This window comes from Streptomyces sp. GLSS-08 (assembly GCF_056387915.1).
This window is the reverse complement of the sequence record NZ_JBWJAQ010000020.1, coordinates 99,528-120,265: the sequence shown is the minus strand read 5'-3', so window position 1 is coordinate 120,265 and position 20,738 is coordinate 99,528. Positions and strand designations below refer to the sequence as shown.

General features: G+C 72.6%; 15 protein-coding genes and 1 pseudogene. 10 read left to right on the top strand and 6 right to left on the bottom strand.

Annotation, left to right across the window (positions count from 1 at the left end):
* From AC0ZLC_RS28555 to glgB, 3 genes are all read left to right on the top strand, one after another.
* On the top strand, positions 1–403 hold a 403-nt coding region (locus AC0ZLC_RS28555; RefSeq protein ID WP_476754832.1), incomplete at its 5' end, for an alpha-glucosidase C-terminal domain-containing protein.
* 116 nt (positions 404–519) lie between these two features.
* Entirely contained in the window at positions 520–1,926 is a 1,407-nt protein-coding gene (locus AC0ZLC_RS28550) for a maltokinase N-terminal cap-like domain-containing protein (protein WP_476754831.1), read from the top strand.
* Positions 1,927–1,975: 49 nt separating this feature from the next.
* Positions 1,976–4,879 (top strand): 1,4-alpha-glucan branching enzyme, encoded by a 2,904-nt coding sequence (glgB, locus tag AC0ZLC_RS28545; RefSeq protein WP_476754830.1) that lies wholly within the window; start codon positions 1,976–1,978, stop codon positions 4,877–4,879.
* A 98-nt stretch (positions 4,880–4,977) separates the two neighbouring features.
* On the opposite strand, the gene AC0ZLC_RS28540 is transcribed toward glgB, so the two are convergent.
* From AC0ZLC_RS28540 to AC0ZLC_RS28525, 4 genes are all read right to left on the bottom strand, one after another.
* The gene (locus AC0ZLC_RS28540; protein WP_476754837.1) at positions 4,978–7,242 is read right to left on the bottom strand and encodes a HelD family protein; all 2,265 of its coding nucleotides are present in this window, start codon (positions 7,240–7,242) and stop codon (positions 4,978–4,980) included.
* Positions 7,243–7,416: 174 nt separating this feature from the next.
* Positions 7,417–7,749, bottom strand: coding sequence for a thioredoxin family protein (locus tag AC0ZLC_RS28535; RefSeq protein ID WP_476754829.1), 333 nt, complete (start codon positions 7,747–7,749; stop codon positions 7,417–7,419).
* The gene (locus tag AC0ZLC_RS28530; RefSeq protein ID WP_476754828.1) at positions 7,746–8,174 is read right to left on the bottom strand and encodes a MerR family transcriptional regulator; all 429 of its coding nucleotides are present in this window, start codon (positions 8,172–8,174) and stop codon (positions 7,746–7,748) included. Before AC0ZLC_RS28530 ends, AC0ZLC_RS28535 begins: the two co-directional genes overlap by 4 nt.
* Positions 8,175–8,217: 43 nt before the next feature.
* A complete protein-coding gene (locus tag AC0ZLC_RS28525) occupies positions 8,218–8,745 on the bottom strand; it encodes an Lrp/AsnC family transcriptional regulator (protein ID WP_476754827.1) in 528 nt (175 codons plus the stop codon).
* A 78-nt stretch (positions 8,746–8,823) separates the two neighbouring features.
* Here AC0ZLC_RS28525 and AC0ZLC_RS28520 point away from each other — a divergent pair.
* A pseudogene (locus AC0ZLC_RS28520) lies at positions 8,824–9,729 on the top strand (NAD-dependent epimerase/dehydratase family protein); the annotation flags it as partial.
* A gap of 166 nt (positions 9,730–9,895) precedes the next feature.
* Entirely contained in the window at positions 9,896–10,810 is a 915-nt protein-coding gene (locus tag AC0ZLC_RS28515) for an aldo/keto reductase (RefSeq protein WP_476754826.1), read from the top strand.
* 75 nt (positions 10,811–10,885) lie between these two features.
* On the opposite strand, the gene AC0ZLC_RS28510 is transcribed toward AC0ZLC_RS28515, so the two are convergent.
* A complete protein-coding gene (locus AC0ZLC_RS28510) occupies positions 10,886–12,784 on the bottom strand; it encodes an MFS transporter (RefSeq protein ID WP_476754825.1) in 1,899 nt (632 codons plus the stop codon).
* Between the two features lie 292 nt (positions 12,785–13,076).
* On the opposite strand from AC0ZLC_RS28510, the gene AC0ZLC_RS28505 reads away from it, so the two are divergent.
* Entirely contained in the window at positions 13,077–13,703 is a 627-nt protein-coding gene (locus tag AC0ZLC_RS28505) for a TetR/AcrR family transcriptional regulator (protein WP_476754824.1), read from the top strand.
* A 175-nt stretch (positions 13,704–13,878) separates the two neighbouring features.
* Here the strand turns inward: AC0ZLC_RS28505 and AC0ZLC_RS28500 are convergent, their stop codons facing one another.
* The gene (locus AC0ZLC_RS28500) at positions 13,879–15,291 is read right to left on the bottom strand and encodes a cation:dicarboxylate symporter family transporter (protein WP_476754836.1); all 1,413 of its coding nucleotides are present in this window, start codon (positions 15,289–15,291) and stop codon (positions 13,879–13,881) included.
* Between the two features lie 369 nt (positions 15,292–15,660).
* Here AC0ZLC_RS28500 and AC0ZLC_RS28495 point away from each other — a divergent pair, with 369 nt between their 5' ends.
* The 4 genes from AC0ZLC_RS28495 (at position 15,661) to AC0ZLC_RS28480 (ending at position 20,737) form a co-directional block, all read left to right on the top strand.
* Positions 15,661–17,499 carry a sensor histidine kinase gene (locus AC0ZLC_RS28495; RefSeq protein WP_476754823.1) on the top strand — a complete coding sequence of 613 codons (1,839 nt, stop codon included), beginning with the start codon at positions 15,661–15,663 and terminating at the stop codon, positions 17,497–17,499.
* On the top strand, positions 17,496–18,200 hold the full coding sequence (locus AC0ZLC_RS28490) for a response regulator (RefSeq protein ID WP_476754822.1): 705 nt from the start codon (positions 17,496–17,498) through the stop codon (positions 18,198–18,200). Before AC0ZLC_RS28495 ends, AC0ZLC_RS28490 begins: the two co-directional genes overlap by 4 nt.
* Before the next feature lie 189 nt (positions 18,201–18,389).
* Complete coding sequence (locus AC0ZLC_RS28485; protein WP_476754821.1) at positions 18,390–19,781, top strand: ABC transporter substrate-binding protein; 1,392 nt, start codon at positions 18,390–18,392, stop codon at positions 19,779–19,781.
* Positions 19,778–20,737 carry a carbohydrate ABC transporter permease gene (locus AC0ZLC_RS28480; RefSeq protein WP_476754820.1) on the top strand — a complete coding sequence of 320 codons (960 nt, stop codon included), beginning with the start codon at positions 19,778–19,780 and terminating at the stop codon, positions 20,735–20,737. The genes AC0ZLC_RS28485 and AC0ZLC_RS28480 overlap by 4 nt, the downstream gene beginning before the upstream one ends.
* The last annotated feature ends 1 nt before the right edge of the window (position 20,738 follow it).

The following is a 20,738-nucleotide window of genomic DNA, read 5'->3' as shown; positions in this document are numbered from 1 at the left end:
GCTGTTCCTGCCGACGATCATGGACCCGGTCTACGGCTACCAGGTCGCCAACGTCGAGGCCTCCATGAGCAGCCCCTCCAGCCTGCTCCACTGGACCCGGCGCATGATCGAGATCCGCAAGCAGAACCTCGCGTTCGGTCTCGGCTCCTACACCGAACTGCCCTCCACCAACCCCGCCGTCATCGCGTTCCTGCGGGAGTACAAGGACGACCTCGTCCTGTGCGTGCACAACTTCTCCCGCTTCGCGCAGCCGACCGAGCTGGACCTGAGCGCGTTCAGCGGCCGGCATCCGGTGGAGCTGATCGGCGGGGTGCGCTTCCCGGCCATCGGCGAGCTGCCGTACCTGCTGACGCTGGCCGGTCACGGCTTCTACTGGTTCCGGCTCCGCAAGGACGCCGCGTAGAAGCCGGACAGAAGCGGGGCAGATGCCGCGCAGAACCCGGTCGGGCCGGTTTCCACCGGCCCGACCGGGGCACGCATCAGTAACACCCCGACCCCCCGGGGAAAGGACGCGCCGCCATGTCGGAAGCCGCAATACAACCAGTCACGGCCCCGGTCGCACGCCCTGATCTGCTCGCGTCGCTCGATCCACTGCTGCGGGAGTGGCTGCCGCGACAGCGTTGGTTCGCGGGCAAGGGGCGACCGGTGACCGGTTTCACCCTCGTGGCAGCCACCGAGCTGCTGCCGCCCACTGCCACGACCGGCCTGTTCCATCTCCTCGTACGCGCACACCAGCCCCTCACCCCGGCGGCCGGCGCCCCCTCGCGTCCCGGGGACTGCTACCAGCTGCTGATAGGCGTGCGCGAGGCGCTGCCCCCACGGCTGGCGCCCGCGCTGATCGGTCATCCGGAGGAGGGTCCGCTGGCCGGACGGACGGCGTACGAGGCCCTCTACGACCCCCGCTCCGCCGGCGTACTGCTCGAGGCCCTGCGGACCCAAGCCCGCATCGGGGACCTGCGGTTCGAGCGCGACCGGCGCCAGGAGATCCCGGAGAACCTGGTGCCGCGGGTGGTCACCGCGGAGCAGTCCAACTCCTCCGTCGTCTATGGAGATACGTTCATCCTGAAGCTGCTGCGCCGGATCGTGCCCGGGGTCAACCCCGATCTGGAGCTGCCGCTGATGCTGGCCCGCGAAGGCTGCCCGCGGGTGCCCGCGCCCACCGCGTGGATGCTCGCGGACCTGGGCGACGAGACGTACGTCCTCGGCGTCATGCAGCCCTTCGTGCAGGGCGCGGCCGACGGCTGGGAGCTGGCCCTGCGCGAGCTGGCCAAGGGCGAGGACTTCAGCGGCGAGGCCCGGGCACTCGGGCGGGCCACGGCCGAGGTGCACACGGCCCTGGCCCGCGCGCTCCCCACCCTCACCGTCGGCCTCCCCCAGCTGGAACTGATCGTCGACGGAATGACCGAGCGCCTGGAGGCCGCCGCGCAGGCGGTGCCCGCGCTGCGGCCGTACGCCCCCGGGCTGCGCTCGGCCTTCCAGGCCCTGTCCGACCTGGCCGCCGAGGGCCACACGTGGACGGCCCAGCGCATCCACGGCGACCTGCATCTCGGACAGTGCCTGCGGTCCGCGTCCGGTGAGTGGTCGCTGATCGACTTCGAGGGCGAACCGTCGAAGCCGCTCCCGGAACGCCGGATGCCGCAGCCGGCCGTGCGGGACGTTGCGGGGATGCTGCGGTCCTTCGACTACGCGGCCCACTCGGCCGGATCGCGGGCGCCCGGCTGGGCCGACGCGTGCCGGGCCGCGTACTGCAGCGGGTACGCGGAGGTCACCGGGCGCGATCCGCGCACCGAACCGGTCCTGCTGCGCGCCTACGAGACGGACAAGGCGATCTACGAAGTCCTGTACGAGGCCCGGCACCGGCCCGACTGGCTCCCGGTGCCGATGGCCGCGGTGCGCCGGCTCGCCGCGGACGACGGCTCGCCGTGACCCGCGCCCCGACCCGCCCCAGCTCATCCCTGCCGAGGAGGCTCTGCCCGTGACCCCCCGTCCCCCGTCCGAGGACAGTCCGAAGAAGACCGGCGCGAGCGCGAGGAAGTCGGCCGCCGCCGAGAAGGCGGCCGACGGCACGAAGACGGCCGCCGCGAGGAAGGCGGCCGGGAAGAAGGCAACGGCGGCCGCGAAGCGGTCCGCCGAGGAGAAGGCGGCGGTCAAGAAGGCCGCCGAAGGCGCGCCGGCGGCGAAGGACGCGGCGGGAAGGAAGGCCGCCGCGAAGAGGTCCGCGGTGGTGAAGAGCGCGGTGACCAAGGGCAGCACCGCGAAGACGACGGCCCGGAGGGCCACCGGGAAGAAGGCCGCGGACAAGAAGGTCCCCGCCCAGAAGCGGGCCGGAGCCCCTGCCGCCGGACGCCGGACCGGACCGGTGGTCACCGGGGTCACCGCGCCCCGGACGCCGGAACCGGCACAGGCCCCGGAGCCCGCGCCGACTTCCACCCCCGCCCCCGTCCCGTCGCCGGCCACCCCGTCGGAGGGGCTCGTCCCGCAGGAGCAGGCCGTTCCACAGGAGCAGGCCGTTCCACAGGAGCAGGCCGTTCCACAGGAGCAGGCCGTTCCGCAGGAGCAGGCCGTTCCGCAGGAGCAGGCCGTTCCGCAGGAGCAGGCCGTTCCGCAGGAGCAGGCCGTTCCGCAGGAGCAGGCCGTTCCGCAGGAGCAGGCCGTTCCGCAGGAGTCGGTCCTCCCTGAGGGGTCGGCCGCCTTCGCCGGTGTCGCGCCGGGAGACCGGGAGCGGCTGCTGAGCGGTGCGCACCACGATCCGCACGGGGTGCTCGGCGCGCATGCCGTGCCCGGTGGCGTGGCCTTCCGCGCGCTGCGCCCGTACGCCCTCGCCGTGTCCGTGGTCACCGGCGAGCTGCGGGCGGACCTGGCGGACGACGGCGACGGCTTCTTCTCGGGAGTGCTGCCGCTGGTCGAGGTCCCGCAGGACTACCGGCTGGTGGTGACGTACGAGGGGGCGGTGCAGGAGACCGAGGACGCGTACCGCTTCCTGCCCGCGATCGGCGAGTTCGACCTGCACCTGCTCGGCGAGGGCCGGCACGAGCAGCTCTGGAAGGCGCTCGGCGCGGAGCCGGTGGTGCACCAGGGCGTGACCGGCACCCGGTTCACGGTGTGGGCGCCGAACGCGCGCGGTGTGCGCGTGGCCGGCACCTTCAACTACTGGGACCCCACCGGGTTCCCGATGCGCTCGCTCGGCTCGTCCGGCGTGTGGGAGCTGTTCGTGCCCGCGATCGGCGAGGGCGAGCTGTACAAGTTCGAGATCACGCGGGCCGACGGTTCGAAGACCCTGCGGGCCGACCCGATGGCCCGGCGCACCGAGGTGCCGCCCAAGACCTCCTCGGTCGTCACGGCCTCCCACCACGAGTGGCAGGACGAGGCGTGGATGGCTCGGCGCGCACAGCGGCCCGCGCACGAGGCGCCCTTCTCGGTCTACGAGCTCCACCTCGCGTCCTGGCGACCGGGCCTGACGTACCGTCAGCTGGCTGAGCAGCTTCCCGCCTACGTCGCCGACCTGGGCTTCACCCACGTCGAGCTGATGCCGGTGGCCGAGCACCCCTTCGGCGGCTCCTGGGGCTACCAGGTGACCGGTTTCTACGCCCCGACGGCCCGGCTCGGCACTCCCGACGACTTCAGGTACCTGGTCGACGCCCTGCACCGGGCGGGCATCGGCGTGCTGATGGACTGGGTGCCCGCGCACTTCCCGCGCGACGACTGGGCGCTGGCCGAGTTCGACGGACGCCCGCTGTACGAGCACGCGGACCCGCTGCGGGCGGCCCACCCCGACTGGGGAACGCTGGAGTTCGACTACGGGCGCCGCGAGGTGCGCAACTTCCTGGTCGCCAACGCCGTGTACTGGTGCGAGGAGTTCCACATCGACGGCCTGCGCGTGGACGCCGTCGCCTCCATGCTCTACCTCGACTACTCCCGCGAGCCCGGCCAGTGGACACCGAACGAGCACGGCGGCCGGGAGAACCTGGACGCGGTCGCCTTCCTCCAGGAGATGAACGCCACCGTGTACCGGCGCAACCCGGGCGTCGTCACCATCGCGGAGGAGTCCACGGCCTGGGACGGCGTCACCCGGGCCACCCACCTCACCGGGCCCGGCGGCCTCGGCGGCCTGGGCTTCGGGCTGAAGTGGAACATGGGCTGGATGCACGACTCGCTCGACTACGTGCAGCACGAGCCGGTCCATCGCAAGTACCACCACCACGAGATGACCTTCTCGATGGTGTACGCGTACAGCGAGAACTACGTGCTGCCCATCTCCCACGACGAAGTCGTCCACGGCAAGCGGTCGCTGGTGTCGAAGATGCCCGGCGACTGGTGGCAGCAGCGGGCCACCGACCGCGCGTACCTCGGCTTCATGTGGGCCCATCCCGGTAAGCAGCTCCTGTTCATGGGGCAGGAGTTCGCCCAGGGCGCCGAGTGGTCGGAGACCCACGGGCCCGACTGGTGGCTGCTCGACCCCGCCTACGGCGCGGAGGCCGACCACCGCGGTGTCCGCGACCTCGTCCGCGACCTCAACACCGTCTACCGGGCCGAGCCGGCCCTGTGGGAGCGGGACACCGATCCCTCCGGATTCGCCTGGCTCGCCGGGGACGCGGCCGAGGACAACGTCTTCGCGTTCCTGCGTCACGCCGCCGACGGCACGCCGTTGCTCGCCGTGTCCCACTTCGCGCCGGTGGTGCGGCACGACTTCCGGATCGGGGTCCCGGACGACGTACCCGCCTGGCACGAGGTCCTCAACACCGACCTCGCCCGCTACGGCGGCAGCGACGTCACGAATCCCGACCCGGTGAAGCCGGAGCCGCAGGCAGCCCACGGGCGCCCGGCCTCCATCCGGCTGAGCCTGCCGCCCCTGTCGACGGTCTGGCTCCGCCCGGCGTGACCCCGCAACGCCGGTGGGGCTGAGGGGATTCAGCCCCCACCGGCGTCCGCGGGGCGAGGGTCCGGCAGCAGCGCTCCCGAGTCGCGACGGATACGACGTCAGCCGGTCGCCAGGGAGTCCGGCAGGTCGCCCGTGTGCAGCACGCCGAGTGTCTGCGTGGCGCGGGTCAGGGCGACGTACAGGTCGCTCGTCCCGTACCGGCCGGGCTCGACCACCAGGACGGAGTCGAACTCGAGCCCCTTGGCCTGCCGGGGGTCGAGCAGCACGACGGTGCGGGTCAGATCCGGCTCCGCGCCCGCCGTCACCCCGTCGAGCCGCGCGGCGAGCGCCCGGTGCAGGTCACGGGGCGCGATCACCGCGAGGCGCCCCTCCTCGGGGGTGAGTTCGGTGACGGCCTCGGCGACGGCGCCGGGCAGGTCATCGGTGGCGCGCACCCAGGGCCGTACCCCCGTGGACCGCACCGAACTCGGCGGCTCGAAGTCCGGGTCCGCGGCGCGCAGCACGGCTGCCGCAAGGTCCATGATCTCGGACGGGGTGCGGTAGTTGACGGCGAGGCGGGTGTGCTCCCAGCGGTCCCCGACGTACGGGGAGAGGATGTCCGACCAGGAGCCGACGCCGCCCGCCTCGGAGGTCTGCGCGGGGTCGCCGACCAGCGTCATCGAGCGGGTCGGGCTGCGCCGCATCAGCAGCCGCCAGGCCATCGGAGACAGCTCCTGCGCCTCGTCGACGATGATGTGCCCGAACGCCCAGGTGCGGTCCGCCGCGGCCCGCTCGGCGGCGCTGCGGTGGTCGTCCTCCTCGTGCCGCTCGGCGAACCGCTCCGCGTCGATGATGTTGTGCGCGGACAGGACCTCGGAGTCCTCCTCGTCCTTGTCCTCGAACTCGTACGTCCGCGAGGCGTACGAGACGTCCAGCACGCCCTGGGCGTAGGCGACCTGGGCGTTGCGCTCCCGCTCGGCGAGGGCGCGCGCCACCCGGCCGTCCTCGCCGAGGAGTTCCGCCGCCTCGTCCAGGAGCGGGACGTCCGCGGTGGTCCACGCCCGGGTGACCGGCCGGCGGATCGCCGCCGCGTCCTCGTCCGTGACGTATCCCTCCGGGGCCGCCAGGAAGTCCGCCACCAGCCCCCGCGGGGTCAGCCGGGGCCACAACTGGTCGACGGCGGACCAGACTTCGGGGTTCTCGGCGAGTTCGTCGCGGATCTGCGTGATGTCGCTAGCGTCGAGCAGGTTCGAGCCGTCGAAGGGGTCGGTGCCGATGCGCTCGGCGAGCATGTCCGTGAGGGTGTTGAGGATGTGCCCCTCGAAATGCTCGCGGGCCACGTTGTGCGGCAGCTTCGCCTCGCGGGTGCGCTCGCGGGCCACCTGCACGAGGCCCTCGTCGAGCATCAGTACGTCCCGGTCGTGCTCGATGGCGATGACCGGGTCGGGCAGTGCCTGCCGGTCGCGTACGACCGCGGCGAGGACGTCGGCCATCTCCGCGCGGCCCTTCACGGCGGCCGCCTCGGGGGTGTCGGCGGCGGTCGCCCTCACACCGGGGAACAGCTCGCCGACGGTCGCGAGCAGTACGCCCGTCTCACCGAGCGAGGGCAGCACCTCGCCGATGTAGCCGAGGAAGGCCGGGTTCGGGCCGACGATCAGGACGGCCCGCTTGGCGAGCAGTTCCCGGTGTTCGTAGAGGAGGTAGGCGGCCCGGTGCAGCGCGACGGCCGTCTTCCCCGTGCCGGGGCCGCCCTCGACGACCATGACGCCCCGGTGCGGGGCGCGGATGATGCGGTCCTGCTCGGCCTGGATGGTCTGCACGATGTCGCTCATCCGGCCGGTGCGGGCCGAGTTGAGGGCGGCGAGCAGGACGGCGTCGCCCGCCGGGTCCTCGTGGCCGGTGCGCTCCCGGTCGCCGAGGTCGAGGAGTTCGTCGTGCAGCGCGGTGACCCGGCGGCCGTCGGTGGTGATGTGCCGGCGGCGGCGCAGGTCCATCGGGGTGTGACCGGTGGCGAGGTAGAAGGGGCGGGCGACGGGGGCCCGCCAGTCGACCAGGATCGGGGTGAGGTCGGCGTCGTCGGCGCGGATGCCGATGCGTCCGATGTGGTGACTGACCCCGCTGGTGAGGTCGATGCGGCCGAAGCAGAGCGACCCGTCCACGGCGTTCAGGGCGGCGAGCAGCCCGGAGCGCTCGGCGACGAGGACGTCCCGTTCGAGCCGGGCTTGCATCGGTGTGCTGCCCTGGCCGAGCGCGTCGGTGACGGACTCCTCGGTGGCGCCGCGCAGGGTGTCCACGCGTGTGTACAGGCCGTCGATGAATTCCTGCTCGTGCCGCAATTCATCGTCTGGAAATTCGGTGTTTGACAATTCCGCTCCCGGCCGGATATACTGTGCCCGTTGAACTGATTCGCGATCCGCATTACCGAAGTCGCGAATCATCGAATATACGCAAGGAAATCCCCCGAGCGCAATTGCTCGAGGGATTTTTTTCGTTCCCCGGGTCGTTCTTCGGGTCGTTCCCCGGGCGCCACTCCGGGTACTCCGGTGCGTGCCCCGGGGTCAGAGCACGTCGGACAGCTCCTCCCGCAGCCGCCGCTTGGCCCGGGCGCCGACCATGGAACGCACCGGCTCACCGCCCCGGAAGACGATGAAGGTGGGCATCGAGAGCACCCCGTAGGCGAGGGCGGTCCGCGGGTTGGTGTCCACGTCGAGCTGGACGACCTTGAGCCGGCCGTCCTCCTCCGCGGCCAGGGCGCTCAGCACCGGCCCCATCTGCCGGCACGGCGGGCACCAGTCGGCGGTGAACTCCACCAGCACGGGCAGCTCCGCCCCGATCACCTCCGCCTCGAAGTCCGCGTCCGTCACTTCCGCCACTCCTGCCGCCTTGATCACTGCGTCCGTCCTCCCAGTTCGCACACGGGTTCCGGGCCGCCCGGAACCTCCGCGTCGGCGGCCAGCTCGTCGCGCGCCCGCTCGGCCTTCGCCAGCTGGACGCCCACGTGTTCGCGCACCGCCCGCAACTCGCCGATCAGCGCATCGAGTTCGCCGAGCTTGCGGCGGTACACCGCGAGCGAGGCCGGGCAGGAGTCGCCCTCGGGATGTCCGGCCCGCAGACACTCCACGAAGGGCCGGGTCTCCTCCAGGCCGAACCCGAAGTCCTGCAACGTCCTGATCTGCCGCAGCAGCCGCAGGTCGTCCTCGTCGTAGGTCCGGTATCCGTTCTCGCCCCGCCGCGCGGGCAGCAGCCCGCGTGTCTCGTAGTAGCGCAGGGTCCGCGTACTCGTCCCGGCCCGCGCCGCCAGCTCGCCGATTCGCATGACCCCGACGGTACGGCTTGACGCCGACGTCAAGGCAAGCGGTTCACCGGGAGCCGGGCCGGGGCGGGAGCAGCGGTCTGCGTTCCACCGGGGACGACAGGACGATGGACGTCGTCGTGCGGCCGAGGGCGGAGGTCTGCTCCAGGATCTCCTCCAGGTGGATGGTGTCCTCCACCGCCACCTTGAGGATCCAGCAGTCCTCGCCGACGACGTGGTGCACCTCCACGACCTCCGGGCGGCCGAGGAGTTCCAGCGTCCTCGGGTGCTTGAGGGTGTAGCCGCCGTGCGGGTTCACGCGGACGAAGGCCTGGATGCCGTAGCCGAGGCGGGCGGGGGCGACGTGGGCGCCGTAGCCGGTGACGGCGCCGGCGGACTCCAGCCGGCGGACGCGTTCGGCGACGGCCGCCGGGCTCAGGCTGACCCGGCGGCCCAGCTCACTGAGCCTGATCCGGCCGTCGGTCTGCAGCAGCTCCAGGATCCGGCGGTCCACCTCGTCGAAGGCCGCCGACGTTTCGTGGGCGGCGGCCCGCTGGTGCCGTGGTTCCTTCGGTGCGACGGCCTGATCTCCCATGACTCCCCCTTCAGTCCCGCGCTTGTCGCCGGGAGAATTATGACCGCACGCCAGGCAGCGGCCGGGTGCGGAAACGGAATGCGGGAGGGCGTCGTGCGCGACGTGTGTGTCATCGGCGGAAACCGCTATTTCGGAAAGCGGCTCATGGCCCGGCTGCTCGCCGCCGGCGACCGGGTCACGGTCGTCAATCGCGGCTCCTCGCCGCCGCCCGCCGGAGCGGTCCACCTGGTCGCCGACCGTGACGACGAGAAGGCGCTGCGCGCGGCACTCGGTTCGCGCACCTTCGACGTCGTCGTCGACCAGGTCTGCTATTCGCCCCGGCAGGCGGCCGTCGCCCGGCGCGTCTTCACCGGCCGCACCCGGCGGTACGTCATGACCTCCACCGTCGAGGTGTACGAGGACGAGGACTCGGCGTCGCCGGTGCGCGAGGAGGCGGTCGACCCGCGGACGGTCGCCGTGGACCTGGGCCTGCCCTGGGAGGACCCCGGGTTCCTCGACGCCCACTACGGCGAGGGCAAGCGGCAGGCGGAGGCGGTGTTCGCGCGGGATCCCGCCTTTCCGTACGTCGCCGTGCGCGTCGCCCATGTGCTGGGCGGGGACGACGACTTCACCGGACGGCTCGACCACTATGTCCGGCGGATCGCGGCGGGCGAGCCGATCGCGGTGCCTGCGGTGAACCGTCCGGCGACCTACATCCACGTCGAGGAGGTCGCCGACTTCCTGGTGTGGGTGACCGGCCAGGACTGCACAGGCCCGGTGAACGCGGCCTCCCACGGGACGCTGACCACCGAGGAGTTGTGCCGGGCGGTGGCCGAGCGCGTCCCCGGCGGACGGACGGTCTTCCGGACCGTGGAGGCCGGTGAGGTCTCGCCGTTCGCGTTCACCCGCTCGTACGGAATGGACAACTCCCGTGCCTCCGGGCTGGGTTTCCGCTTCGGGCAGGCACGGGAGTGGCTGCCGCGCGCGGTCGCGGAGACCCTCGGAGCGGGGACTCGGGGTGGCGTGGCCCTCGGGGCCGGGGTTCCCGGTGCGGTGCCTGTGCCTGTGCCTGGGCAGGTGCCCGTGCCTGGGCAGGTGCCTGTGCCTGGGCAGGTGCCCGTGCCTGGGCAGGTGCCCTTGCCGGTCGCGCCGCTCGGGGAGGTCGACTGACGTGCGGCAGCGCACCCTTGGCGGTCTCCGGGTCGGGGCGGTCGGGCTCGGCGCGATGCCGCTGTCCGTCGAGGGCCGTCCCGACGAGGCCCGCGCCGTGGCCACCGTGCACGCCGCCCTCGACGCGGGTGTCACCCTCCTGGACACCGCCGACTCGTATCACCTGCCCGGGGAGGAACCGGGCCACAACGAACGGCTCGTCGCCCGCGCCCTCGCCACGTACGGCGGCGGCACGGCGGACGTGCTGGTCGCCACGAAGGGCGGCCGGGGCCGGCCGGCCGACGGCAGCTGGACGGTCACCGGCAGGCCGGCCCATCTGAAGGCGGCCGCCGAGGCCTCGCTGAAGCGGCTCGGCGTCGAGGCCATCGGCCTCTACCAGTTGCACAAACCCGACCCCGCGGTGCCCTTCGAGGAGTCCGTCGGCGCCCTGCGCGACCTGCTCGACGAGGGCAGCATCCGCCTGGCCGGCCTCAGCAACACGGATCCGGAACAAATACGCCGGGCCCACGCGATTCTCGGCGACCGCCTCGTCTCGGTCCAGAACCGGTACTCGCCCGCCGTGCGGGACAGCACCGCCGAGCTGCGGCTCTGCGCCGAGCTGGGCCTCGCGTTCCTTCCCTGGAGTCCCCTCGGCGGCATCTCCCGCAGCTCCCTGGACGGGCCGTCGCGGACGGCGTCCGGCGGTTTCGGCGCGTTCCACGAGGTGGCACGCGAGCGCGGGGTCAGCCCTCAGCGGGTCTGCCTCGCCTGGCTGCTGTCCCTGTCGCCCACCGTGATCCCGATACCGGGGGCGAGCCGCCCGGCGTCGGTCCGGGACTCCGCTGGGGCGGCGGACCTGGTCCTTCAGGCGGAGGAACTGGCCCGCCTGAACGCGGCGACGGCAGGGCGGCCCCCGGCCGACCCGGCGCGGGCCTGACCCGGAGGACACGAAAGGCCCGGGGCCCGGGGAGCGCCCCGGCTCCCCGGACCTCCGGGCCCGCCCTCGGTGAGGTCAGCGCGTCCCGCTCGGCCCGCCGGACGGGCCGGCCACGGACGCGGACTCCTCCTCGGGGGACGCGGCTGTGGCCTCGACCGCGACTTCGGCACCGGCGCCGGCGTCGGAGTCGGAGTCGGCGTCGGAGTCGGCGTCGGCGTCGGCGTCGGCGGCCGTGCCCTCCGTGGACCCGCCCTTCGTGGACTTGGCCTTCGTGGACTTGGCCTTCATGGCCCCGATCGCCGGAGTCCCGGCCTTCGTGGTCCCGCTCTCCGGGGTCCCGGTTTCCGGGTCGGTCGTGCGCGCCCTGCGCGGCAGCAGGAACGCCACCAGAACCGTGCCGACGCCGAGGACCACCGCACCGACGAGACTGGTGTGCGCGACCGCGTCCGAGAAGGACGAGCCGACCGCGTCCGCCATGTGGCGTGCGCCCTCGGCGAGCTGGTCGGCCTGGGCCTTCAACTGGGAGGCCTGCTCGGCGTTCTGCGCCTGGGCGGCCTGCTCGCCGGCCTGCCGGGCCTTCTCGCCGATGCCCTGGGCGACCGCGTAGCCCGCGCCCACCGAGTCCTGCGCCGTGGACAGGGCACCCGCGGGAAGTCCGCTGCCCGCGGTCGCGTCGGACAGCTGCGAGGAGTACGAACTCGCCAGTACGGAACCGAGGATGGCGATGCCCAGCGAGCCGCCGAGCTCCAGCGAGGTGTCGTTCACCGCGCCGCCGACGCCCAGTTCGGACTCGGGGAACGCGCCCATGATGGCGTCCGTGCAGGGCGACAGGGCGAGCCCGATGGCGAGGCCCAGGATGACCAGGGGCAGGACGAAGTCGCCGTACGACGACGTGGCGTCGATCCGGGTGAGCAGCGCGAGGGCTGCCGTGCCGGCCACCATGCCCGCGGTGACCGTGATCCTCATGCCGACGCGCGGGGTGAGGTAGCCGGTGAGGGCCGAGCCGACGAAGACGGCCCCGGCGAGCGGCAGCATGCGCACCCCGGTGTCCAGGGCGTCGTAGCCGAGGACGAACTGGAGGTGCTGGGTGAGGAAGTAGAAGGCGCCGAAGACGGCCAGGAAGAAGAGCGCGACGGCGAGGTTGGAACCGGCGAATCCGCGGTGTGCGAAGCGGCGTACGTCGACGACCGGGCGCGGGTGGCGCAGCTCCCACAGGACGAAGGCGAGCAGGCCGAGGCCGGCGACGACCGCGGCGGTGACGGCCTTCACGCCCCAGCCGAAGTGCGGCCCTTCGATGATCATGTAGACGAGGGCGCCGATCCACAGCACGGACAGCAGGCCGCCGACGTAGTCGATGCGGTCGTGGTGGGCGGCCGCGGAGGGCGGCACGAGGACGAGGGCGCCGGCGATGGCCAGGGCGGCGACGGGCACGTTGATCAGGAAGGTGGAGGACCAGCCGTGGTGCTCCAGGAGGGCACCAGCGACCAGCGGCCCGGCCGCGATGGCGAGTCCGGCGGTGGCGGTCCACAGGGTGATCGCCTTGGCTCGCTCGGCACGCGGGAAGGTCGCGGCGAGGAGGGAGAGCGTGGCGGGCATGATCAGCGCGGCGCCCACACCCATCACGGCGCGGGCCGCGATGACGCCCGCGGAGCTGTCGACGAGCGAGCCGGCGACGGCGCCCCCGCCGAAGACGACGAGTCCGAGGACCAGTGCGCCGCGGCGGCTGTACTTGTCGCCGATCGCGCCGAGCAGCAGCATCAGCGCGGCGTACGGGACGGTGTAGCCGTCGATGACCCACTGCAGGTCGGCACTGGACAGGCCGAGGTCCTGGGTCATGTCCGGGGCCGCGACCGTCAGGGCGGTGTTCGCCATCACGATGATCAGCAGGCTCAGGCAGAGCACCAGCAGGGCCCACCATCGCCGGGCGTAGGGCCGGTCCATCCTCTCGACCGGTTCGTTCATGACGAGACGCATGGGTTCGCTTCGCCCTTCCTCTGTCGGCTCGCACGGTGCCGGACGATCGGCCCGCACCGCGGGGTGGTCTGTACGGCGGCCGTCTCACCCGGCCACTTGCACAGCGACGTGCAATTGCACGACACTGTGCAACGTACGTCATTGCACAGAGCTGTGCAAATGGAGGAGGTGGAGGCCTGTGGACGCAGCGCCGGCCGCCAGGGCCTGCCCGGCCGTTCCCGCCTGCCCCGCGAGCCCGCCCAGCGGGCGACGGCGGCAGTGGCCGGACGGGCACAGGGAAAGGACGTGCAGAATGTCAGCCATGACCACGGGTAACGCCAGCCGCGCCGATGCGAACCGCCGCCGGATCCTCGATGTCGCGCTCGCCGAGCTGCTGCGCGACCCCGACGCCTCCATGGACCAGATCGCGCGCGCCGCGGGGGTCGTCCGGCGCACGGTGTACGGGCACTTCCCGAGCCGCGAGGCACTGATCGGCACGCTGTTCGAGGGCGCGGCGCAGGCGGTGGAGGCGGCGCACGCCGCGGGCCGTGAGGGCGTCGAGGATCCCGCGGAGTCGCTGGTCCGCTCGACGCTGGCGGTCTGGGAGATCGCCGACCGCTACCGGCTGCTGGTTGCGCTCGCCCAGCGCAGCGTCACGGTCCAGGGCATACGCGACCGCCTCACGCCCGTCCGGGAGTCCTGCGCACGGCTGCTCCGGCGCGGCCTTGAGGCGGGCGTGTTCACGTCCCCGCTGCCGCCGGACGCGCTGGCCTACGTGCACGAGCAGATGCTCTTCGCCCTGATGGAAGCGGTGAACGACGGCCTGCTGGCAGCGGAGGAGGCGGGCCGCTCCGCCGCGGTCACCATGCTGACCGCGGCGGGCGTACCCGCCTCGCGTGCCACCGCCCTGGTGGCGAGAATCGAGCGCCTGAGCGCCTGAGCGCCTGACGGCGGCGCGGCGGCGACTGACCGACGTCGGCGCACCGAGCGGCCGGGCCTACGGGGGGCGACCCGGCCGCTCGGCGTTCTGCCGGGCCCCTGTGTATGTCCGGCGCCTCACGGCGCCCCGGGGCCCGGCTCCGCCGGGCCCCATCAGGGCGGGGCCCGGCGAAGCGCTATGCCTTGACCAGCTGCTTCTCGCCGCCCTGCTCCGGGAGGCCGGCCGCCGGTGTGTCCTCGTCGTGGTCCAGCAGCGTCTCCTCGTCGAAGGGCAGCTGTCCCGCGAGCACCTGGTCGACCCGGCCCCGGTCGATCTCCTTGGTCCAGGTGCCGATCAGCACGGTGGCGACCGCGTTGCCCGCGAAGTTCGTGAGGGCGCGGGCCTCGCTCATGAAGCGGTCGATGCCGACGATCAGGCCGACGCCGTCGACCAGTGCGGGCTTGTGCGACTGGAGACCGCCGGCCAGCGTGGCGAGGCCGGCCCCGCTGACGCCCGCCGCGCCCTTCGAGGCGACCAGCAGGAAGAGCAGGAGCGGGATCTGCTCCCCGACCGACATCGGCTTGCCGAGCGCGTCGGCGATGTAGAGCGACGCCATCGTCATGTAGATCATGGTGCCGTCGAGGTTGAAGGAGTAGCCGGTCGGGACGGTGATGCCGACCACCGGCTTGCTCACGCCCAGGTGTTCCATCTTCGCGATGAGCCGCGGCAGCGCGGACTCGGAGGAGGAGGTGGAGAGGATCAGCAGGAACTCCCGGCCGAGGTACTTGAAGAGCGTCAGGATGTTGAGGCCCGCGACGATCCGCAGCAGCGCGCCGAGCACGACGAAGACGAAGAGGAAGCAGGTGACGTAGAAGCCCAGCATCAGCACCGCGAGGCTCTTGAGGGCGTCCAGTCCGGCGGAACCGGTGACCGCGGCGATCGCGCCGAAGGCACCGAGGGGCGCGGCCCACATCACCATGGCGAGGATGCGGAAGACGAGCCGCTGGATGTGCTCGATGCCGCGGAGCACCGGCCGGCCGGCCGGGCCCATGGCCTGCAGCGCGAACCCGGCGAGCAGGGCGACGAGGAGGGTCTGCAGGACCTGGCCCTCGGTGAACGCGGAGACCATCGTGGTCGGGATGATGGAGAGGACGAACTCGACCGGCGGCAGCGCTTCCGCGGACACCTGTCCCTGGCCGGCCTCCTTCACCGACTGGGTCACCGCGAGACCCGTGCCCGGCTCCAGGATGTTGCCGACCACCAGGCCGATGGCGAGGGCGACCAGCGACATGACCAGGAAGTAGCCGAGCGCGATACCGCCGACGGCGCCGACCTTGGCGGCCTTGCGCACCGAGCCGATGCCCAGCACGATCGTGCAGAAGATGATCGGCGAGATCATCATCTTGATCAGGTTCACGAAGCCGGTGCCGATGGGCTTCAGCTCGACCGCGAAGTCGGGGGCGAGCAGGCCCACGGCGATGCCGAGGATCACCGCCGCGATCACGGCGATGTACAGGTAGTGCGTGCGGTCCCGCTTGGCGGCGGGTGCGGCAGGTGCCGGTGCGGGTGTGCTGGTCACGGCTGCCCTCCTTGACGACGTCGTCGGCATCATCCGGCGTGCGGCTCACGTCCGGGCGGAACCGGGAGCGGGGGCTCCCGGACGGTGCCGGGAGCGGGGGCTCCCGGACGAGTGCCAGGAGCGGGGACTCCCGAGCGGTTGCCGGAAGCGGGGACTCCCGGACGAGTGCCAGGAGCGGGGACTCCCGGACGGTTGCCGGAAGCGGAGACTCCCGGACGGTTGCCGGAAGCGGGGGCTTCCGGACAGGCGCCGGGAACGCCGTCCCGGGCGGGCCGGGAAACCGCCCCGGCGCCGCCGGGGAACTGGCTCCCCGGATGCGGTGACTATCTCCCGGCCTGTGAGGGCGGTCACCCTTCCGTTCATTTAGTTCACGCTTACCGGGCGAGGCAGACTGACGGCATGCGCCTCCCCCGCGTCCCGACCCCCCGCAGCCTGGCCGGCCAGCTCTTCGCCATGCAGGCCGTGCTGATCGCGGTCCTGGTCGCCGGATACGCGCTCTTCACGTACATCAGCGACCGCAGCCAGGCCGAGGAGGCCGCGGGCCGCCACGCCATGGCGGTCGCCCGCTCGGTCGCGGACGCCCCGTCGGTCCGCTCGGCCATCCGCAGCCCGGACCCGACCCGGACCCTCCAGCCGTACGCGACCCGGGTGCAGCGGCACACCGGCGTGGACTTCGTGACGATCATGGATCCGCGGGGCATCCGCTGGACCCACCCGGACCGGAGGCTGATAGGCAAGCACTTCCTCGGCCACACGGCCCGCGCCCTGGGGGGCGAGTCGTTCACGGAGACGTACACCGGCACCCTCGGCCCGTCCGTCCGCGCGGTCACGCCGGTCACCGACGGGGGCCGCGTCGTCGGCCTGGTCAGCGCCGGCATCAAGGTCGAGGCCATCACGGCCCGGGTCCAGGACCAGGTCACGGCGCTGCTCGGGACCGCGGCCGGGGCACTCGCCCTCGGCGCCGTCGGCACGTACGTGATCAACGCCCGGCTGCGCCGCCACACCCACGGCATGAACGCCGCCGAGCTCAGCCGCATGCACGACTACCACCAGGCCGCCCTGCACGCCGTACGCGAGGGTCTGCTGATGCTGGACGGGCAGTACCGGGTGGCGCTGATCAACGACGGGGGCCGGGAACTGCTGGGGGTCACCGGCGAGGTCGTCGGCCAGTCGGTCGCCCGCCTCGGCCTGCCGGCGCCGCTGACCGGCGCCCTGCTGTCCTCCGAGCCCCGGATGGACGAGGTGCACCTGACAGCCACCCGGGTGCTGGTGCTGAACACCTCGCCGGTGTCGGGCGGCGAGCGCCGGGGCACCGTGGTGACCCTGCGCGACGTCACGGAACTGCAGTCCCTGATGGGCGAGCTGGACTCCGAGCGCGGGTTCACCCAGGCGCTGCGCTCCCAGGCGCACGAGGCGGCGAACCGGCTGCACACGGTGGTGTCCCTGATCGAGCTGGGACGTGCCGGGGAGGCCGTCGGCTTCGCCACGGCGGAGCTGGAACTGGCGCAGGCGTTGACGGACCGGGTGGTGGCCGCGGTCAGCGAGCCGGTGCTGGCGGCGCTGCTCCTGGGCAAGGCGGCGCAGGCCAACGAGCGGGGCGTCGAGCTGGTGGTGTCCGAGGAGAGTGGCCTCGACGACGGACTCCTGCCGCCCTCGCTCCCGGCCCGGGACCTGGTGACGATCCTGGGGAACCTGATCGACAACGCGGTGGACGCGGCCCAGGGGACGGTGGGCGCCCGGGTGACGGTGACGGCCCGCACGGACGAGGACGGCCTGGTCCTGCGGGTCGCGGACACCGGGGAGGGAGTGGCTCCCGCGCACGCGGAGGCCGTCTTCCAGCGGGGCTGGTCGACGAAACCGGCGGGGCCCGGCGGGCGGGGGCTGGGGCTGGCCCTCGTACGCCAGGCGGTGAGCCGTCACGGGGGTGCGCTCGGCGTGACGGAGGCGGCCGGGGGCGGGGCGGAGTTCGAGGTGCGGATGCCGTTGCCTACGGTGGGCTCCACCGCGAACCCCTCGATCCCCGCGAACCCTTCCACGCCGGACCCCACGAACCCGACCGGGAACGGGCCCGCCGGCCCACCCACGCCGGACCTCGCGGCCCCACCCACGCCGGCCCCCGCGCCCCCGCCCGCCCCGGACCCCGCCGGCCCACCCACGGAGGGGTCCGCCACCCCCGTCCGCCCCGGTGTCCGCGTGCCCGGGGCCGCCGGCACCGCCCTGCCTGGAGGCGACGCATGACCGAGCCGATCCGTGTACTCGTCGTGGAGGACGATCCGGTCGCCGCCGACGCGCACGTCATGTACGTCGGCCGCGTGCCCGGCTTCACGGCGGTCGGCAAGGCCCACACCGGCGCGGAGGCACGGCGCGCGCTGGACCGTACGCCGGTGGACCTGCTGTTGCTCGACCTGCACCTGCCGGACGGGCACGGGCTGCAGCTCGCCCGCTCGCTCAGGGCCGCCGGCTATCACGCGGACGTGATAGCCGTGACGTCCGCGCGGGATCTGGCCGTGGTGCGGGAGGGGGTCTCCCTCGGGGTGGTCCAGTACGTGCTGAAGCCGTTCACCTTCGGGACCCTGCGGGACCGGCTCGTGCGGTACGCGGAGTTCCGCGCGGCGGCGGGCGAGGCCAGCGGGCAGGACGAGGTGGACCGGGCGCTGGCGGCCCTGCGCGCTCCGGGTCCCGCGGCGCTGCCGAAGGGACTCAGCGCCCCCACGCTGGAGCGGGTGACGCGCACGCTGCGGGATTCCGGCGAGGGCCTGACCGCGGCGGGCGCCGCCGAGGCCGTGGGCATCTCCCGGATCACGGCACGCCGTTACCTGGAGCACCTGGTCGACGCGGGCTGGGCGGTGCGCAGTCCGCTGTACGGACAGGTCGGACGGCCGGAGCTGGTGTACCGGTGGGTGGAGGACCGGCCGAAGCAGCGACGCACGGACGCGTGACGACCACGCCCGCCCCATGCACGGACGCGATGAGCCGCCCGCCTCCCATCGCGCGGGCCCGGTGGTCCCCCTCCCCGCGCCGTCGCCAACCATCCGGCTGTGCAAGGTCATTGACCTGACTAGACCATTCCTCTTACGTTCACGGGGCAGACAGACTCGGCCGACGAAGGCCCGTAGGAGGTCGTGCCCGTGCGCCCCACCGCCGCCCGCCCCCGTAGCACCGCCCCGCCGCTCCTCGCCGCTCTGCTCACGCTCCCCGCCGCCCTGGCCCTGACCGCCTGCGGCGGCGGGTCCGGCAGCGACCCGGACACGGTGAAGGTGTCCTTCAAGCAGTCCACGGACAACTCGGTCAAGGTGATGGACACCTACCTGGCGGACATCAAGAGGCAGTTCGAGAAGGCGAACCCGGGCAAGAAGGTCGAGCTCGTCCCGATCAAGGCCCCGGACTCCGAGTACTACACGAAGCTCCAGCAGATGCTGCGGTCGCCGAAGACCGCTCCCGACCTGGTCTACGAGGACACCTTCCTCATCAACTCCGACATCACCAGCGGGTACTTGAAGCCGCTCGACGGCTACCTCGCCAAGTGGGACGACTGGGACCGCTTCGTCGGCACGGCCAAGGCGGCGGCGAAGGCGCAGGACGGAAAGACGTACGGCGTCCCGGACGGCACGGACACCCGCGGGCTCTGGTTCGACAAGGGGATCTTCGCGAAGGCGGGACTGCCCGCCCACTGGCGGCCGAAGACGTGGGACGACGTCCTCACCGCCGCGCGCACGATCAAGAGGAAGGTTCCCGGCGTCACCCCGCTCAACATCTACACGGGCAAGCCCGCGGGCGAGGCCGCCACCATGCAGGGCTTCGAGATGCTGCTGTACGGGACGGGCGACGGGACGTCGGACCCCCTGTACGACGAGGCGTCCAAGAAGTGGATCACCGGGAGCCGGGGGTTCAGGGACGCACTCAGCTTCGTGGAGACGGTCTACCGGGAGAAGCTCGGCCCGGAGGTCTCCGACGCCCTCGACCCGAACTTCGGCACCAGGGTCCGCGGCGAACTCCTCCCGGAGGGGAAGCTGGGCATCGACCTGGACGGCAGCTGGCTGCCGCAGGACTGGGGCAGGGGCGCCGGACACGAGTGGCCCGAGTGGTCGCGCGAGCTGGGTCTCGCCCCGATGCCGACGCAGGCCGGCCAGGCTCCCGGCAAGGTGAGCATGTCCGGCGGCTGGACGTGGTCGATCCCGGCGAAGTCGGCCAACCCCGACCTGGCGTTCGAGTTCATCGAGACGATGCAGACCAAGGCGAACGCCCAGAAGTGGTACATCGCCAACTCCGGCATCGCGGTGCGCGAGGACGTCGCCTCCGACCCCGCGTACGTGAAGGCGCAGCCCGGCATCGAGTTCTTCACGGACCTGGTCGCGAGCACGCACTACCGGCCCGCGTACCCGGCGTACCCGAAGGTCTCCACCGCGATCCAGGAGGCCATGGAGGGAGTGACGACGGGCGACAGGTCGGTCGAGGAGGCGGCGAGCGGCTACGACGAGGAACTGAAGTCCGCCACCGACGGACAAGTGACGTCGAAGTGAGCGCCGGCACCCGGGCGGACCGGCACCCGGGTCCGGGCGGGCAAGGCGCCCCGGTCCCGCCGGCCGGCCCGGGGACCGCGCCCCCGCGGCGGGGCGGTCCGGACCGCTCCCTGGTGCGGGTGCTCCCCCTCGCCCCCGCCGTCGTCCTCCTGCTCCTGTTCCTCGCCGGACCGATCGGCTACTGCGGCTACATCGCCTTCACCGATCTCCAGCTCACCGGCCAGGCCCACTCGTCCTTCACCGGCCTCGACAACTTCCGTACGGCCTTCCGGGACGAGGCGTTCCTGAACGCGGTCCGGCTCACCCTCGTCTTCACGGTGCTCTCCTCGCTCGTCGGCCAGAACACCCTGGGCCTGGCCCTCGCCGCGCTGATGCGGCGCGCGTCGAAGCCGGTGCGCACGCTGGTCGGCGGCATCGTCATCACGGCGTGGGTGCTGCCGGAGGTGGTGGCGGGTTTCCTGCTCTACGCCTTCTTCCGCCGCGAGGGCACGCTGAACGCGCTCCTGGACCGGCTCGGCCTGCCGTCCCAGAACTGGCTGTTCACGCTGCCGATCCTCGCGGTGTCCTTCGCGAACGTGTGGCGGGGCACGGCGTTCTCGATGCTGGTGTACTCGGCGGCGCTGAACGAGATCCCGAAGGAGATCACGGAGGCCGCGGAGGTGGACGGCGCGGGCGGCTGGCGCCGCATGTGGCACATCACGCTCCCGCTGATCCGCCGCTCCATCGGCACGAACCTGATGCTGAACACGCTGCAGACGCTGTCGGTGTTCGGGCTGATCTGGGTCATGACGCGGGGCGGCCCCGGCGGCAGGAGCCAGACGCTCCCCCTGTTCATGTACGAACAGGCCTTCCAGAAAAGCATGATCGGTTACGGGACGGCGGTGGCCCTGCTGCTCCTGGTGGTCGGCTCCCTGTTCTCCCTCGTGTACCTGCGCCTGCTGCGGACGGAGGTCTGAG